Source organism: Janthinobacterium sp. UMAB-60 (genome assembly GCF_900095235.1).
Lineage (GTDB): Bacteria > Pseudomonadota > Gammaproteobacteria > Burkholderiales > Burkholderiaceae_D > Janthinobacterium.
Genome location: NZ_LT607498.1, coordinates 87,249 through 102,819 on the forward strand (window position 1 = coordinate 87,249; position 15,571 = coordinate 102,819).

Annotated in this window: 12 protein-coding genes and 1 pseudogene; 2 read left to right on the forward strand and 11 right to left on the reverse strand. The window is 60.7% G+C overall.

Going from position 1 to position 15,571, the window contains the following annotated elements; genetic code table 11:
- Positions 1 to 12: 12 nt before the first annotated feature.
- The 9 genes from K0F86_RS23415 to alaC all read right to left on the reverse strand — a co-directional run bounded on the left by K0F86_RS23415 (position 13) and on the right by alaC (position 11,058).
- Positions 13 to 468, reverse strand: coding sequence for a MaoC family dehydratase (locus K0F86_RS23415; protein ID WP_219136552.1), 456 nt, complete (start codon positions 466 to 468; stop codon positions 13 to 15).
- Positions 461 to 958, reverse strand: coding sequence for a MaoC family dehydratase (locus K0F86_RS23420; protein ID WP_219136553.1), 498 nt, complete (start codon positions 956 to 958; stop codon positions 461 to 463). The genes K0F86_RS23415 and K0F86_RS23420 overlap by 8 nt, the downstream gene beginning before the upstream one ends.
- Positions 955 to 2,100 carry an acyl-CoA dehydrogenase family protein gene (locus K0F86_RS23425; RefSeq protein WP_219136554.1) on the reverse strand — a complete coding sequence of 382 codons (1,146 nt, stop codon included), beginning with the start codon at positions 2,098 to 2,100 and terminating at the stop codon, positions 955 to 957. The genes K0F86_RS23420 and K0F86_RS23425 overlap by 4 nt, the downstream gene beginning before the upstream one ends.
- A 16-nt stretch (positions 2,101 to 2,116) precedes the next feature.
- A complete protein-coding gene (locus tag K0F86_RS23430; RefSeq protein ID WP_219136555.1) occupies positions 2,117 to 3,307 on the reverse strand; it encodes an acyl-CoA dehydrogenase family protein in 1,191 nt (396 codons plus the stop codon).
- Positions 3,308 to 3,490: 183 nt separating this feature from the next.
- The gene (locus tag K0F86_RS23435; protein WP_219136556.1) at positions 3,491 to 3,841 is read right to left on the reverse strand and encodes a VOC family protein; all 351 of its coding nucleotides are present in this window, start codon (positions 3,839 to 3,841) and stop codon (positions 3,491 to 3,493) included.
- 68 nt (positions 3,842 to 3,909) lie between these two features.
- Positions 3,910 to 5,499, reverse strand: coding sequence for an aspartate:alanine exchanger family transporter (locus K0F86_RS23440; RefSeq protein WP_219136557.1), 1,590 nt, complete (start codon positions 5,497 to 5,499; stop codon positions 3,910 to 3,912).
- Between the two features lie 486 nt (positions 5,500 to 5,985).
- The gene (metE, locus tag K0F86_RS23445; RefSeq protein ID WP_219136558.1) at positions 5,986 to 8,274 is read right to left on the reverse strand and encodes a 5-methyltetrahydropteroyltriglutamate--homocysteine S-methyltransferase; all 2,289 of its coding nucleotides are present in this window, start codon (positions 8,272 to 8,274) and stop codon (positions 5,986 to 5,988) included.
- A gap of 399 nt (positions 8,275 to 8,673) precedes the next feature.
- Complete coding sequence (locus K0F86_RS23450; RefSeq protein WP_219136559.1) at positions 8,674 to 9,576, reverse strand: HNH endonuclease; 903 nt, start codon at positions 9,574 to 9,576, stop codon at positions 8,674 to 8,676.
- A gap of 264 nt (positions 9,577 to 9,840) precedes the next feature.
- The gene (alaC, locus tag K0F86_RS23455; protein ID WP_219136560.1) at positions 9,841 to 11,058 is read right to left on the reverse strand and encodes an alanine transaminase; all 1,218 of its coding nucleotides are present in this window, start codon (positions 11,056 to 11,058) and stop codon (positions 9,841 to 9,843) included.
- 311 nt (positions 11,059 to 11,369) lie between these two features.
- Here alaC and K0F86_RS23460 point away from each other — a divergent pair, with 311 nt between their 5' ends.
- Positions 11,370 to 12,053, forward strand: coding sequence for a pentapeptide repeat-containing protein (locus tag K0F86_RS23460; RefSeq protein WP_257572325.1), 684 nt, complete (start codon positions 11,370 to 11,372; stop codon positions 12,051 to 12,053).
- A gap of 163 nt (positions 12,054 to 12,216) precedes the next feature.
- Here the strand turns inward: K0F86_RS23460 and K0F86_RS23465 are convergent, their stop codons facing one another.
- On the reverse strand, positions 12,217 to 13,413 hold the full coding sequence (locus K0F86_RS23465) for an MFS transporter (RefSeq protein ID WP_257572326.1): 1,197 nt from the start codon (positions 13,411 to 13,413) through the stop codon (positions 12,217 to 12,219).
- A gap of 138 nt (positions 13,414 to 13,551) precedes the next feature.
- Between K0F86_RS23465 and K0F86_RS23470 the strand changes: the two genes are divergently transcribed.
- On the forward strand, positions 13,552 to 14,493 hold the full coding sequence (locus tag K0F86_RS23470; RefSeq protein ID WP_219136562.1) for a LysR family transcriptional regulator: 942 nt from the start codon (positions 13,552 to 13,554) through the stop codon (positions 14,491 to 14,493).
- Between the two features lie 199 nt (positions 14,494 to 14,692).
- Here the strand turns inward: K0F86_RS23470 and K0F86_RS23475 are convergent.
- A pseudogene (locus tag K0F86_RS23475) lies at positions 14,693 to 15,511 on the reverse strand (nucleotidyl transferase AbiEii/AbiGii toxin family protein); the annotation flags it as partial.
- Positions 15,512 to 15,571 lie beyond the last annotated feature (60 nt).

Genomic DNA, 15,571 nt, shown 5'->3' on the forward strand with positions numbered 1-15,571 from the left:
TCAGCTTGCCGCTCAGGGATAGCAGCGCATCAGGAACTCCGCCACGCACACGGGTTTCGTGTCGCCTTCCCGCTCCATGGTCACGGCCCAGTTCACTTGCGCCCCGTCCGGCACGTCATCGACGGAAAGAATGTCGAGCCGCGCGCGCAGGCGGCTGCCGACGGGCACGGGCGCGGGAAAGCGCACTTTATTCAAGCCATAGTTGATGGCCATGCGGATGCCGGCCATGTGCAACGCTCCCTGCAGCATGGCGGGCAACAGAGATAACGTCAAAAAACCGTGCGCCACGGTGCAGCCGTACGGCGACTCGCGCGCGCAGCGCTCGGCGTCCACGTGGATCCACTGATGGTCGTCGGTGGCGTCGGCAAAGGTGTCGATGCGCTGCTGGGTGATGGTGAGCCAGTCGGACACGGCCACGTGCTGCCCCGCCAATGCCTGGAAACCGGCGATCCCGGCGATATCACGCACGGGACGGCTCCCCTTGTTCCAAGGGACGGCGGCCGAACATGCCCATGCCCTCCACCGTGGTCACCACTTCGCCATGCTGGTTGCGCACGCTCCACACGGAAATGACGATGCCGCGGTCCGGCTTCGACGTCGATGGCCGCACTTCCTTGACCTGGTAGGTCAGCTGCAAGGTATCGCCCGCGCGCACGGGCTTGAGCCAGCGGATGCTGTCCAGGCCGGGCGAGCCCATGCTGGACGAGTGCTTGAGCAAGTTGTCGACCACCAGGCGCATCATCATGCCGCAGGTATGCCAGCCGCTGGCGATGACGCCCTTGAAGATGGTTTTTTCCGCCGCCGCATGGTCGACGTGGAAAGGTTGCGGATCGAAATCCGTGGCGAAGGCGATGATTTCCTTTTCCGTCACGTGGCGCTGGCCCAGGTCGATTTCCATGCCTTGCGTAAAATCTTCGAAATACCAATGCTTGGGTTTGATTTCCGTCAATGCGGTCATGCGATCTCCGTCGGCAAGAAGCCCGGCTGGGCGATAAAGCGCTCGATATGGTGCTCCACGTCGCCCAGGGTCAGGGCGATCATCGAGAGGCGCTTGAAATGGTGAGCGGCAGGCAATTCATCGGTCACGCCCATGCCGCCATGCAATTGCACGGCTTGCTGGCCGACAAAGGTGGCGGCCAGCCCGACTCTCGCCTTGGCGGCCGACACCGTGCGGCGCCGCTCGGCAACGTCCTCGCTGTCGACCTTGGCGGCGGCCAGCATGGCCATCGAACGCGCTTGCTCCAAGTGAATGAACATGTCGGCCATGCGGTGCTGCAAGGCCTGGAATTTGCCGATCGGCGCGCCGAACTGCTGGCGCGTCTTTAAGTAGTCGAGCGTGGCGGCAAAGATGGCGTCCATGGCGCCCACGGCTTCCGCGCACAGCAGGGCGGCGCCATAGTCGAGCGCGGCATCGAGCACGGGCCAGCCCTGCCCCTTTTGTCCGATCAGCGCGTCCTGCCCCAGCACCACTTGCACCAGGGTCACGGTGGCGGCGCGTTGGCCGTCGATGGTGCGGTAGTCGCGCACGGAAACGCCGGGCGCGTCAACGGGCACGAGGAACAGCGAAATGCCGTCCGTCTCATCCTGGCCGCCGCCGCTGCGCGCCGAGACGACCAGCGCACCGGCCTGGGCGCCGTGGATGACGACGGTTTTCTCGCCGTCGAGCACGAAACCGTCGCCGCTGGCGCTGGCTGTGGTGGCGATATCGTGCATGTCATGGCGCGACTGGCGTTCGCCCAGCGCGCAAGCCAGCTTCAGGCTGCCGCTGGCGACCTGTTCCAGCACGCCATCGTGGCCGCCCGCCAGGGTCAAAAAGCGCGCCCCCAGCACGGTGGCAAAATACGGCTCGACCACCAGGCCACGGCCCAGTTCCTGCATCACCAGCAGCATGTCGACGGCCGTGCCGTCGAAACCGCCCGCGCCGGCCGGCAGCGGCAAGGCCGTCATGCCCAGCTCGGCCAGGGTGGCCCAGGCGGCATCGGACGTGCCTGTGGCGGAATGGATGATGGATTGCCGCGTTTCAAACGGGTAATCCTTGTCGACCCAGCGCCTGAGCGCGTCGGCGAATTGCTGCTGTTCCTGATTAAAATGGAAGTCCATGTCGTCTCCTTCTGGCTTACAGGCCCAGGATCATCTGCGTGATGATGTTTTTCTGGATTTCATTCGAGCCGCCATAGATCGATGTCTTGCGGTAATTGAAGTAATACGCGGCCAGCGGCGCGGCCAGGTCGTCGCCGGCGCTGCTGTGCGGCGCGCTGCCGTCGAGAAATGCCGGGTCGAAAGGCAAGGCTTGCGGGCCGATGGCTTCCACCATCAGTTCCGTCAGTTGCTGCTGCAGCTCCGAGCCGCGCACCTTCAACATCGACGCCTGCGGCCCCGGCCCCTTGCCCTCTTCGCTGATGACGCGCAAGACCGTCATTTCCAGCGCCATCAATTCGATTTCCAGGGTAGCGACCTTGGCGGCAAACGCGGGATCGTGCAGCAGCGGCGCGCCGCGCTTGGTTTGCCGCATGGCCAGCTGCTTGAGGAAAGTCAGCTCGCGCTTCGAGCGGCCGACGGCGGCGATGCCCGTGCGCTCGTGGCCCAGCAGATACTTGGCATAGGTCCAGCCCTTGTTTTCCTGGCCGACAAGATTGCTGACGGGCACGCGCACGTTGTCAAAAAAGACTTCGTTCACCTCATGTTCTTCATCGAGCATGATGATAGGGCGCACGCTGATACCCGGCGTTTTCATGTCGACCAGCAAGAAACTGATGCCTTCCTGCTTGCGTACCGTGCTATCGGTGCGCACCAGGCAAAAAATCATGTCCGCGTGCTGGCCCAAGGTGGTCCAGGTTTTCTGGCCATTCACGATGTAATGGTCGCCGTCGCGCTGGGCCGTGGTTTTCAGCGAGGCCAGGTCGGAACCGGCACCGGGCTCGGAGTATCCCTGGCACCACCAGTCGTCGCAGTTCAAAATGCGCGGCAGATAGTATGCTTTTTGCTCGGCGTTGGCGAAGGCCATGATGACAGGCGCCACCATGTTGATGCCGAAAGGCAGGATGGGCGGCGTGGCGGCGCGCGCGCACTCGTCTTCCCAGATATGGCGCTGCACGGAGGTCCAGCCCGTGCCGCCATGTTCGACGGGCCAGGCCGGCGCGGCCCAGCCTTGTTGCGCGACAATCTTGTGCCAGCGCACGTAGTCGTCCTTGACCAGGCGCAAATGCTGGCGCACCTTGCGCTGCAAGTCCGCCGGCAGATGGGTGTCGAGGAAGGCGCGCAGCGTGTCGCGGAACGCCGTCTCCTCGGCCGTGTAATGCAGGTCCATGTCTGTCTCCTTGTTCTTATCGGTTGCCGTGATGACTGCACGCAAGGAAGCTCAGCGCACAAAAAAGCACGACCGTTCTCAAGGATTGTACAACAGATTGGGAGCGGCGCCAGGGCTTTTACGCATACCGGCGCCGAGTGAAATTGGCCGACTGGCGGCCCGAAGCCGCCGTTGGCATCTCGTCTATGTGTGCGACAGAATATTGATGAGCTTGCCGAAAGGGTCGCGCACGAAAAAGCGCCTGACGCCCCAGGGCTCATCGCTCAGCCCATACTCGATGGCAAACCCTGCGGCAACCATGCGTGCAAATGCGGTATCCACGTCATCGACTTCAATCGACAGGTCTGGCACGGCCGTGTTCGAGCCGCCTTGCGTGGCGAAGCTCACTTGAACACTCATCTCGGTTTGCGCACCATACGTCATGATCCAGCCGTGGTCCATCAGCAGGCTCAGGCCCAGCACCTCCTCGTAAAACCTCCGCGCCAGGCCCGGATCCGACGCGGAGACATTGGCAACGATACGCTTGACTTGCATGTTTTTCCTCCGCGTCAATGATTGAACCATTCAAAGCTCACCCCTGACATGATCGCTCCTGTCAGTAATCAGCCATACAAATGCAGCAGCACCTGTACGGCCACGATCTTGACGATGGTCATGCTGGGGAAAATCATCGCATAGCCGAGGTTCGGGCGATCCGACTTGGCCAGGCGATTGGCGAACACCAGCACGGCCGGGTTACCCGTGGCGCCGGCCGCGATACCGAGCAATTCGGGAAACGGCAGGCGCAGGAAGATCTTGCCCAGAATCACCACGAGAGCCACCACCACCAGCACCGTCACGGCACCGAGCGCCAGCATGGGCAAGCCATCGGCGCCCACTTGCTGCACGAACGGTAAACCGGACGCCATGCCGACGGAGGCGAGGAAAATCGTCAAGCCGTAGTTGCGCATGACCAGGTTGGCCGACAGGGGCAAGCGCCAGCTGATCTTGCCGACACGGCCCAGGCGTCCCAGGATCAGCGCCATCACCAGCGGACCACCGGCCAAACCCAGGCTGAACGAGCCTATCCACGGCAAGGGGATAGGCACCAGGCCCAGCAGCACACCCAATACCATGCCCATGCCCAGCGAGACATAGCTGAACTCGGCCGTGGCCGTGATGGAATTGCCGAACAGCTTGCGCACGTCGGCCGCATGTTTCGCTGGCGCAATGGCCATCACCCGGTCGCCGAATTCCAGCGTCAGAAACGGGTGTGGCAGGATCATGGCGTCGCCACGGCGGATGAACGCGATTTGCAGGGGAAAGTCTTTCGCCAGGTTCAGCTCGCCCAAGGGCACGCCGACGATTTCCGCGTCCGACACGAACACTTCCGTGCCGTCGAAGGCGCTGCGGTCCTTCATCAGGCGGCCCGGGTCCAGGTGGCCCAGCGCCGTGCGCGCCGCTTCCACGCCCGCCACCGTACCCGATACCATCAGCGCGTCGCCCACGCCGAGCACCAGCGAGGGATCGGGCAAGCGGTTCTGGTGGCCCTGGCGCACGCCGATCACTTGCACGCCAGCCAACGGGCCATCGGCCAGTTCGGACAGGGCCGCGCCCGCCAATTTCGCTTCGTCGATGGTAATTTCGGATACAACGATGGGCGCGGGCGGCGGCGTCAGGACCGGTTTCAGGATGCGCCCGGCCAGATACAGGCCCAGCATGGGGCCGACGACGCCGAACGGATACGCGACGGCATAGCCGACGGCCGCATCGCCATTGCCGTGCGACGCTTCCAGCGCCGCCTGCAGGGCCGCCGTGCTGGTCATGGCGCCGGCAAACACGCCGCTGGCCATGCGCAGCGAGATATCGATCCACTGCCCGCCCCAGACGGAAACGGCCAGGCCGCCCATGACGGCGGCAAAGGCGATCAGGTTGTGTTTTTGCCCCGCACCGCGCAAGCCGGCGAAAAATTGCACGCCATACTGCACGCCGATGCCATACAGAAACAGCAGCAAGCCGATGGAGCCGACCATCGGCGGCGGCACGGCGGCGGGGGCGAAGGCACCCAGCGCCAGCCCCGCGAACAGCACACCACCCACGCCCAGCGAAAAACCGAACACGCTGATGCGCCCCAGCGCATAACCGGCACCGATGACGAGAAACAGGGCGAGGATGGGCGTGGACTCCAGCGTGTGGCGAAATAATTGAAGCATCAGACAACCTTGATCTGGAGAAAGCCCAGTTTAGCATGCACAAAAGCAACACGATGGCGATGATGACAAGCAAGCGTGCGCATGTTGATGCGCTCAAAAACGGGCAAAAAAAAGCCCGCTACGGGAGCGGGCTGAATCTAATTCCTGTGAGGAAGTAGAGGAGACAGGTGCAATGATGCCGCGTCGCAGCATAACAATCCAATTGTATGTTGTGATGATAGAAATATGATTCATCAATATCTTGTTCAGACCGTGCCCAAAATGATGAGCTTTTGTCTCCTTGTATGTTTATGGTTAAACAAGCCTATATTAGGATGCGGCCGTGAAAGCAGACAAAAAAAAGCCCGCTGCGGGAGCGGGCTGAATCTATTTCCTTGGAGGAAGTAGAGGAGACAGATGCATGATGCCGCATCGCAGCATCATTATCCAATTGTATGTTGTGATGATAGAAATAGCTATTCCCTATATCTGCCTCCCCGGCCAGCCTCAGGCCGCGTTATCGCCGCGCAAGGTTTTTGCCGCCGCCACCATGTTCGCCAGCGCGGGAATCACCTCTTTCCAGCCGCGCGTCTTCAAGCCGCAATCGGGGTTGACCCACAGGCGCTGCGCGGGAATGCGCTCGGCCGCCTTGCGCATCAGATTTACCATCTGTTCCTGGCTCGGAATATTGGGCGAGTGGATGTCGTAGACGCCGGGGCCGATTTCATTCGGATAATTAAAATCGTCGAAGGCGTCGAGCAATTCCATGTCGGAACGCGAGGTTTCGATCGTGATGACGTCCGCATCCATGCCGGCGATCTGCGCGATGATGTCGTTGAATTCCGAATAGCACATATGCGTGTGGATTTGCGTTTCGTCGGCCACGCCATTGGCCGTGATGCGGAACGATTCCACGGCCCAGCGCAGGTATTCGGCCCATTGCGACTTGCGTAGTGGCAAGCCTTCGCGCAGCGCCGCCTCGTCGATCTGGATCACGCGGATGCCGGCCTGTTCCAGGTCCAGCACTTCGGCGCGCATGGCCAGCGCCAGCTGGTAGCACGACACGGAACGGGGCTGGTCGTCGCGCACGAAGGACCAGTTCAGGATGGTGACGGGGCCCGTCAGCATGCCTTTCATCGGCTTGTCCGTCAGCGACTGGGCGTAGGTGCTCCACTCGACCGTCATGGCGCGGGGACGGCTGATGTCGCCGAACAGGATGGGCGGCTTCACGCAGCGCGAACCATACGATTGCACCCAGCCGAACTGGCTGAAGGCGTAGCCATCGAGCTGTTCGCCGAAATACTCCACCATGTCATTGCGTTCCGCTTCGCCGTGCACGAAGACGTCCAGGCCCAGGGTTTCCTGTTCCCTGACGCAACGGGCAATTTCCCCCTGCATCAGCTTTTTGTAGCTGGCTTCGTCCAGCTGGCCGCTGCGGAACTGGCTGCGCGCCTGGCGGATTTCCGCCGTCTGCGGGAAGGAACCGATGGTCGTCGTCGGATACAGCGGCAGTTGCAGCAACGCAGCCTGCTTGGCGGCACGCTCCACATAGCCGCTCACGCGCTGGCCCAACGTCGCATCGATGCGGGCCACGGCCGCCTTCACTTGCGGATTGTGCACGCGGCTCGACTGGCGGCGCGCTTGCACGGCAGCATGATTAGCATCCAGCACCGCCTGCACGGAAGCGCGGCCATGGTTCAGGGCGCCGGCGATGGTGTGTACTTCATCGAGTTTTTGACGGGCAAAGGCCAGCCAGGACTGGATATCGGCATCGAGCTTTTGCTCGCTGTCCAGGTCGACGGGCACGTGCAGCAGCGAGCACGACGGCGCGATCCACAGGCGCGATTGCAGGCTGGCATGCACGGGTTCCAGCCACGCCAGCACTTCCGTCAAATCCGTCTTCCAGATATTGCGTCCATTCACCACACCCAGCGACAAGACGCTGGTGGCGGGCAATTGCGCGATCACTTGCTCCACCTCATCGCGGGCGTTGACGGCGTCGAGGTGCAAGCCTTGCACGGGCAGCTTGCACGCGAGTTCCAGATTGTCTTGCAGCTTGCCAAAATACGTGGCCAGCAGCAGTTTGACGTGATTGACCTTGCTCAAAGCCGCGTAGGCCGTCACCAGCGCTTGCCGCCACTCACTGCCCAGTTCCGTGACGAGTATCGGTTCATCGATCTGCACCCATTCCACGCCGTGTGCGGCCAGTTCCTGCAGCAATTGCGCGTAGACGGGCAGCAAGCCTTGCAGCAGCGCCAGTTTGTCGGAATCATCCTTGGCCTTACCCAGCCACAAATAGGTGACGGGGCCGATCAGTACGGGCTTGGCTTTCACCCCGAGCTGGCGCGCTTGCGCCAGTTGCTGCAACAGGCGGCTGCTGTCGAGCTTGAATTGCGTGTCGGCCGAAAATTCCGGCACGATGTAGTGATAATTCGTGTCGAACCATTTCGTCATTTCGCCGGCGTGGACACAGCTGCAATCGCTGTCGCTGGCCGAGCGGCCACGCGCCACACGGAAATAGTTGTCGAGCGCCGCGCCAGTCAGGTGGCGCACGCGCTGCGGCAAGTTGCTCAGTGCAAAGCTCAGGTCCAGCACCTGATCATAGAAAGAAAAGTCGCCCACAGGCACCAGGTCCAGCGCGCCCTGGTCTTGCCAGTGGCGCTGGCGCAACTCGGCGCCCTGGCCTTCCAGCGCTTGCAGGCTGTTTTGGCCCTTCCAGTAATCTTCCAGGGCGAATTTCAATTCGCGTTTGGCGCCGATGCGCGGGTAACCCAGATTGTGTGTCGTGACGGTCATGGCGGTGCTCCTTATGAAGTATGCACACATCATAGAAGCTTCCATCCATTAAAAATAATGATAATATTTTATATATCCATGAATATAGCTCATGTGAAATCATGCTCGAATACATCTGGCCGTCTTGCGCGGGTCACGCCTGAGCCGCTGAAACGGACGACGGCATCGGCTACTTGCACTGTGTGACGGCGACAGGCAAAAAAAAGCCCGCTACGGGAGCGGGCTGAATCTATTTTCTTGGAGGAAGATAGAGGAGACAGATGCATGATGCCGCATTGCAGCCTATCAATCCAATTACATGTTGTGATAGTGGAGATATGAATTATCCATATCTCAAACGGACAAGGAAAAATGCAGCGCCATCGACAGAGAAATACAGGGCAGCGCAGCGATGATTGTTCAATCCTGGGGCGGCGAACAAAACGCAAAGCGTTGCCGATGCATGCGCAGATAATATTTCTGCTCTTCCTTCAAAACGATGCGCAACGGAGCAGGCAAACCGATGAGTTCGCGATGCCGCCCCAGCAGCGAGGGGGAACACAGCATGGCGCCATCATCTGCAAAGCTGATCAGGCCCCGATCGAACAAGGCATCCAGGGTCGCGATCAGCGGCAAGCCGTTATGCGGATCAAGCCGCTGCTGATCAGTGGCTCCTTGCCAGGACAGCGCATGCGAAGCACGCAGAACCGGCTCAAGATCGCAACCCGTTACAGCACATTTCCTGTCCCACAATGCGAGCAATTCGTCCCGATACCTGCCTTGGCCGAGCCGGGCCTGGCACAGTATTTCTATCTCCGTTGATCGCCCCTTCCCCCTCGAAAGCAAATCATGGATATCATTTTGCTCCACCCTGCTGGCGATCAATGCGAGGATGGCTTCCTTCCCTTTGTTCAAGGCCCCGAAAGCTTGTCGGGGATTGGTGCCGTGAAACACGACGACTTCGGCCGAGGAAACAGGCGTACTGCGCAGATCCGCATACCAGCGCATCATGCGGTGATACTCTTCCGGTTCATTCGGACTGACCACTCCCCCGCCGCGATACACAATGACTGGCGCGTCATCGAGCACCGTGCCAGCAGCAACAATACCGATCTTGTTTACCCATAACAGCAGGGTGTCACCGCGCTTGGGCCGCTTGATCTTTTCCAGGAACTCGGGGCCGCCACTGGTCACCGCAACGCCCCTGACTAACCATTCGTTATGAAAACTGAACTCATTATTTGACGTTGCATCGCTATTGATGAAAAACGTGTCCGCCTCAGGAACTTTTTGCTGTCCTTTGCTGAGATTTTCATGTGCCATGTCGGACTTTCATAGGAGGATAGCCGCGCATTGAAACATGCATTGCCATTCAAGGTCCACAAAATACTCTTCAGACAACAAATATGCATTTCCAGGCAAAAAAAAACCCGCTACGGGAGCGGGCTGAATCTATTTCCTTGGAGGAAGATAGAGGAGACAGATGAATGATGCCGCGTTGCAGCATATAGAACCACTTTATATTCGTGATGTCAGAAATACGCGGCAGTGATATTAGGGGCAACAGTTCATTCCATGCGGCAACTTCTATGCTGTCGCTGCCGTCTTTGCGTCGCCGGAACGCAACATATTCTTAATGCCCCGCAACGCCTGCCGTACGCGGGCCTCGTTTTCGATCAGGGCGAAGCGCACGTATTCGTCGCCGTATTCGCCGAAACCAATGCCGGGCGAGACGCTGACCTTGGCTTTTTGCAGCAGCAGCTTGGCAAACTCCAGCGAACCCAGGTGGCGGTAAGCCTCGGGGATATGCGCCCAGATGTACATCGACGCCTTCGGCTTTTCCACCATCCAGCCCGCTTCATGCAAGCCTTTCACCAGCACGTCGCGGCGGCGCTGGTACTGGGCGCAGATTTCCGTCACGCAGCTTTGATCGCCTTCCAGCGCGGCGATGGCCGCCACTTGCACGGGCGTAAAACTGCCGTAGTCGTGATAGCTCTTGATGCGCGCCAGGGCCGACACCAGTTCCGCGTTGCCCACCATGAAACCGATGCGCCAGCCCGCCATGTTGTAGCTTTTCGACATGGTGAAGAACTCCACCGCCACATCGCGCGCGCCGGGCACCTGCATGATCGACGGCGCCTTCCAGCCATCGAACGTGATGTCGGCATACGCCAGGTCATGCACCACCAGAATATTGTGCTGCTTCGCCAGCGCGACGACGCGCTCGAAAAACTCCAGTTCCACGCATTGCGCCGTGGGGTTGGACGGAAAACCCAGCACCATCATCTTCGGTTTCGGGTAGCTTTCGCGGATCGCGCGTTCCAGTTCGGCAAAGAAATCCACGCCCGGCCCCATGCGCACGGAACGGATATCGGCGCCCGCGATCACGGCGCCCCAGATGTGGATCGGGTAGCTGGGATTGGGCACCAGCACCGTGTCGCCCCGGTCCAGCGTCGCCAGCATCAGATGCGCCAGGCCCTCTTTCGAGCCGATGGTGACGATGGCTTCGCTGTCCGGGTCGATGTCGACCTCGTAGCGCTTCTTGTACCAATGGGCAATGGCGCGGCGCAGTCGCGGAATACCTTTGGAGGCGGAATAACCGTGCGTGTCGGGGCGTTTCACCGTTTCGATCAGCTTGTCGACGATGTGGGCCGGGGTGGCGCCATCGGGATTACCCATCGACATGTCGATGATGTCCTCGCCACGGCGGCGCGCGGCCATCTTGAGCTCGGCGGTGATATTGAAAACGTAGGGGGGAAGGCGATTGATGCGCGAAAAGCTGCGCGGAGCTTGGCTGTCGGTCATGATATCTCTATACGTAAGCGCCCGGATCCGTCCGAGCGACGTTGGTACAATGGGTGTACCTGTAACGATATTAACCCGCTTTATCCAGCACTGGCAAGGGTGCTGCAGAGCCGTTACAATGCAGGCTGATCGAAAATGAGCGCACCGGTTGGTAACCCGGTAAGTGCCCGGCACCGTCCGGCATGCTCCCGCCCACGCGGACCCACGGCGCTGACCTTTGGCTGTTACACCAGCCGGGGAGGTGTTCTGGTTCGTGCATGTTTTCCGCCGCGCCATCCCTCCCCTGCTTTTTTACTTTAGGAATGAGACGGATGGCAACACACGACACCGCAGCAAACAGCATGACCCTGGACCGCGCCGGCATCGAGCAGCAACTGGCCCAATCAGTGCACCACTTCATCGATTGCGCCTTCGACGGCGAAGACTTGTCGCGCCTCGATTTGCAGGGCTGCACGTTTGAACGCTGCACCTTTGCCGAAACGAACTTGTTTGCCAGCAAGCTGGCACGCAGCACCTGGCGCCGCTGCCGCGCCGGCAGCGCCGATTTCGAATCCGTCGACGCCGTCGACGCCATTTTCGAAGGCTGCGACCTGAACAACACAAAATGGCGGCGCGCCAAGCTGGCCTCGGTCACGTTCCGCGGCTGCAAGCTGACGGGCGCCTCGTTCGAGGAAGCGGCCCACCTGGGCCTCACCTTCGAAGAAAGCCTGCTGGTGGGCGCCGACCTGCGCGGCTTCTCGTTCCGCAAGGCGACATTAAAGCAGCTGGATTTTTCCGATGCCTACCTGGCCGGCTGCGACTTCCGCGACGCCGTCTTCGAAGGGGGCAGCTTGCGCAACGCGACCATCAAACTGGCGAAGTTCCAGGGCGCGGACTTGCGCGGCGCCGATATCGACGGTTTCAAATTGAGCGAAGCGGCGTTGCTGAAAGGCGCCGTCATCACGCATGCGCAGGCGGCCAACTTCATGCGCGCGCTCGATCTGGTGGTGATTTAATGTAAAAAGGCAAAAAAAAGCCCGCTGCGGGAGCGGGCTGAATCTATTTCCTTGGAGGAGATAGAGGAGACAAGTGCATCTTGCGGCATCGCGGCATATCACGCCACTTTATCTTCATGATGATAGAAATATCCATCAGTGATAATGAGCGGGCATCAGGGTTTCAAGCCGGGCGGCGCGTGGCCAGCGGTAAAAATTCTGCCAGCCACACCAGCAGGGCCAGGCCCGGAAATGCCATGCCGGTCAGCAAGGTTGCCTGCCAGCCATAGCTGGCGTACACCCAGGCGCCGATGGCCGAGCCAGCCGCGCCGCCGGCAAAGAACAGCGCGAAATACAGCCCGTTCAGGCGGCCCCGCACTTCCGCGCCCAGGCTGAAGATGGCGCGCTGGCCCAGCACCAGATTCGCGGCCACGCCCATGTCGAGCACGATGGAAGCGAGCACCAGCAAGCCCAGCGCCACATGTTGCGATTCCGGGGCGAACATCGGCAAGGCAAACGCGACGATGCCCAGCGCCAGCGCGGCGGCCGTGGCCGGCAAGGTATGGCCCGCATCGGCCAGGCGGCCGGCGATGGGCGAGGCAACGGCGCCCGCCATGCCCACCAGGGCAAAGATGGCGATGCCCGTTTGCGACAGGCCGAACGCGGGGCTGGCCAGCACCAGCGGCGTGACGGTCCAGAACAGGCTGAAGGCGCCAAACAGGCCCGCATGATAGGCGGCGCGGCGGCGCAGTACAGGCGTGCCCAGCAGCAAGTGCCACAGCGACGCCATCAGGGCCGGATAGCGCATGGTCGACACGGGCTGGCGCACGGGCAAGGCACGGCGCAACACCAGCGCCAGCAGCACCATCAGCACGGCGGCGCCGCCGAACACCACGTGCCAGCTGGCGTGCGCGGCCACCAATGAGGCCACGGGACGGGCCAGCATGATGCCGAGCAACAAGCCGCTGACGACCTTGCCCACGGTTTGCCCCCGCGTCGCTTCCTGCGACAGGTGGGCGGCAAACGGCACGATCACTTGCGCCGCCACGGAACCGAGGCCGATGGCCAGCGCGGCAGCCAGGAACACGATGGCGCCCGTGCTCAGGGCCGCCGCCACCAAGGCCGTGGCCGTCACCAGCAAGGCCGTGATGATCAGGCGGCGGTTTTCCAGCAAATCACCGAGGGGCACGACAAACAGCAGGCCCAGGGTATAGCCTACTTGCGTCAGCGTGACGATCAACCCGGCCGCCTTGGCCGACAGGCCCGTCGAGGCGCTGATGGGCCCGACGAGGGTTTGCGCGTAATACAGATTGGCCACGATCAGGCCGGAAGCGACGGCCAGCAGCAGCACCATGGCCGGCGCAATGTCGTGGGGAGTCATAGATGAGGCCTTGTTCATGTTGTTTCCTCGGTTCGGTAGGGATGTCGCCATTCTAGGCAAAACCGGGGCAAAGATAATTAGCGCATAATCTACTTACACTTTTCACATAAGATGAACAATTAGAATGGAAGCTATCCTATGGACAAGATCAAGGCCATGCAGACCTTCGTGCGCATCGTCGAAGCCAACAGCTTTTCCAAGGCGGCCGAGACCTTGAATTTGCCGCGTGCCGCACTGACGGCCACCCTGCAAAAGCTGGAAGCCTACCTGGGCACGCAATTGCTGCAGCGAACCACGCGCCGCCTGTCCCTGACGCCGGAAGGGGCCGAGTACTTTCGCCACTGCATCGATATTTTGAAAGCCGTCGACACGGCGGAACTGGCCTTCCGTGGCCCCGACGCGACAAAACCGCGCGGCTTGTTGCGCATCAACTTGCCCAATACGGTGGGCCGGCGCCTCGTCATGCCGCATATCGCGCACTTCCACGCCGCCTGGCCGGACGTGCAATTACAGCTGAGCCTGACGGACCGCCTGGTCGACCTGACGCAGGAAGGCATCGATTGCGCCTTGCGCGTGGGCACTTTGCAAGATTCCGCCTTCATCGGCAAACAGGTCGGCCTGATGCGCTTCGTTACATGCGCCTCGCCCGCCTACCTGGCACGGCACGGCACGCCGCACACCCTGGCGGACCTGGCCACGCACAACGGCGTCATGCATTACTCGGGCCGCACGGGACGCGCTTTCGACTGGGATTTCCTGCAAGGCAAGGAGGTCGTGCGCGTGCAGATGGCCGGCCCCATCGCCGTCAACGATGCCGACGCCAGCGTTGCCTGCGCCTTGCAGGGGCTGGGACTGGCGCAGGCGGCCGTGTACCAGGTGCGCGAGCACCTCGACAGCGGCGTGCTGATCGCCGTGCTGACCGACCACCCGCCGACGCCCATGCCCATGTCGCTGCTGACGCCGCAAGGGCGGCTGGCCACGCCCAAGCTGCAGGCGTTTGCCGGCTGGCTCACGGCCTTGCTGGCGGAGAATGCGGATGTGCAAGGCGGGCGTATGGAATCCGTGGCAGGGTGTCAATAAGCAGGAGACCCAATTCTTGAAGAATTCCAGTGTTACATGATGTCCTTCTACCTTTGGATCGCAACCGTGCTGACTCGACAGAGTGGATATGGCGCCGATGAAAAGGCCGGGCTCATGCGCGGAATTTTTACCCAACAGTCGGCATCAATCGTGGCTTTCTCCAACCAGGCTGGAGAATTAGGAAGCCACCCGCAAACTATTAGCAAGCGGCCAGAAAATAGTGCGCCACGGCTTCAAAGGAAGCGAAGGAATTTTCGAAGCTCGGCGGGTCAAGGTCATAGACAAGTGGCATGAGGTTTCGCATGTAGCGCTCTTTCAGCTCGCCATTTTCTTTCGCTGCAATCAAAGTCCGCTTAAGCACAGACACGGGGTCGACATCGAATTCGGGGTTTTGCCCTTTGAATTCATCTCGGTCGCTCATGACAAGCTGTGGGAAGATGTCCCTGGCGGCCGCAAGTGAATCACCCGACTGCTCCGAAATCCTGGCGACATCGTAGACATGCCGCACCAGCGCGGGGTCGATATCTCCTTTAGTCTGGTGGCCATCCCATTTGTATGCGCAACGTCGCAGCAAGGACAGAACTTTTTCCGCCGTGGTCTCAGCCACTGAAATGCAATCAATCGAGAGCGTTGTGCTAGGCGCAATACCCGCCAACGATTCATAGAGGTAGCCGAACTCTCGCTTTTCGAGTGGCAAAAGAAGGTGACGTTGAATCAGTTCAAGCTTAAGCTCGGGCCGTAGACTTGGGAGTTGGTCATATGCCGACTTATAAGCGGCCCCGACCACGTAGTAACGGTGCGCATCGCGAATTCGCGGATTTTCACCTCCGTCAGAGTACTCGATCAACGGGAATCCCAGCGTCGCCAACAATGAGGGAAGAACTTCGTGTAATGCGATTAAGCGGACACGGTCTCCGCGCCCCTTCTTCAGCGGTTTGGAAGTTGGAGAAAGCAAAACTTTAATATCAATATCTTCCGACATTCGATTGATGAGTCCATGCGCTTTGGACAGGCACGTCCCACCAGCGAAACCAACTGAATGCCAACGTCATGGCGAGTTAGCTCTCCCCCACGCGTG

Coding starts and splice junctions, on each gene's coding strand:
- K0F86_RS23420 (WP_219136553.1), bottom strand. CDS start 958: ATGACCGCATTGACGGAAATCAAACCCAAGCATTGGTATTTCGAAGAT.
- K0F86_RS23425 (WP_219136554.1), bottom strand. CDS start 2,100: ATGGACTTCCATTTTAATCAGGAACAGCAGCAATTCGCCGACGCGCTC.
- K0F86_RS23430 (WP_219136555.1), bottom strand. CDS start 3,307: ATGGACCTGCATTACACGGCCGAGGAGACGGCGTTCCGCGACACGCTG.
- K0F86_RS23435 (WP_219136556.1), bottom strand. CDS start 3,841: ATGCAAGTCAAGCGTATCGTTGCCAATGTCTCCGCGTCGGATCCGGGC.
- K0F86_RS23440 (WP_219136557.1), bottom strand. CDS start 5,499: ATGCTTCAATTATTTCGCCACACGCTGGAGTCCACGCCCATCCTCGCC.
- metE (WP_219136558.1), bottom strand. CDS start 8,274: ATGACCGTCACGACACACAATCTGGGTTACCCGCGCATCGGCGCCAAA.
- K0F86_RS23450 (WP_219136559.1), bottom strand. CDS start 9,576: ATGGCACATGAAAATCTCAGCAAAGGACAGCAAAAAGTTCCTGAGGCG.
- alaC (WP_219136560.1), bottom strand. CDS start 11,058: ATGACCGACAGCCAAGCTCCGCGCAGCTTTTCGCGCATCAATCGCCTT.
- K0F86_RS23460 (WP_257572325.1), top strand. CDS start 11,370: ATGGCAACACACGACACCGCAGCAAACAGCATGACCCTGGACCGCGCC.
- K0F86_RS23465 (WP_257572326.1), bottom strand. CDS start 13,413: ATGACTCCCCACGACATTGCGCCGGCCATGGTGCTGCTGCTGGCCGTC.
- K0F86_RS23470 (WP_219136562.1), top strand. CDS start 13,552: ATGGACAAGATCAAGGCCATGCAGACCTTCGTGCGCATCGTCGAAGCC.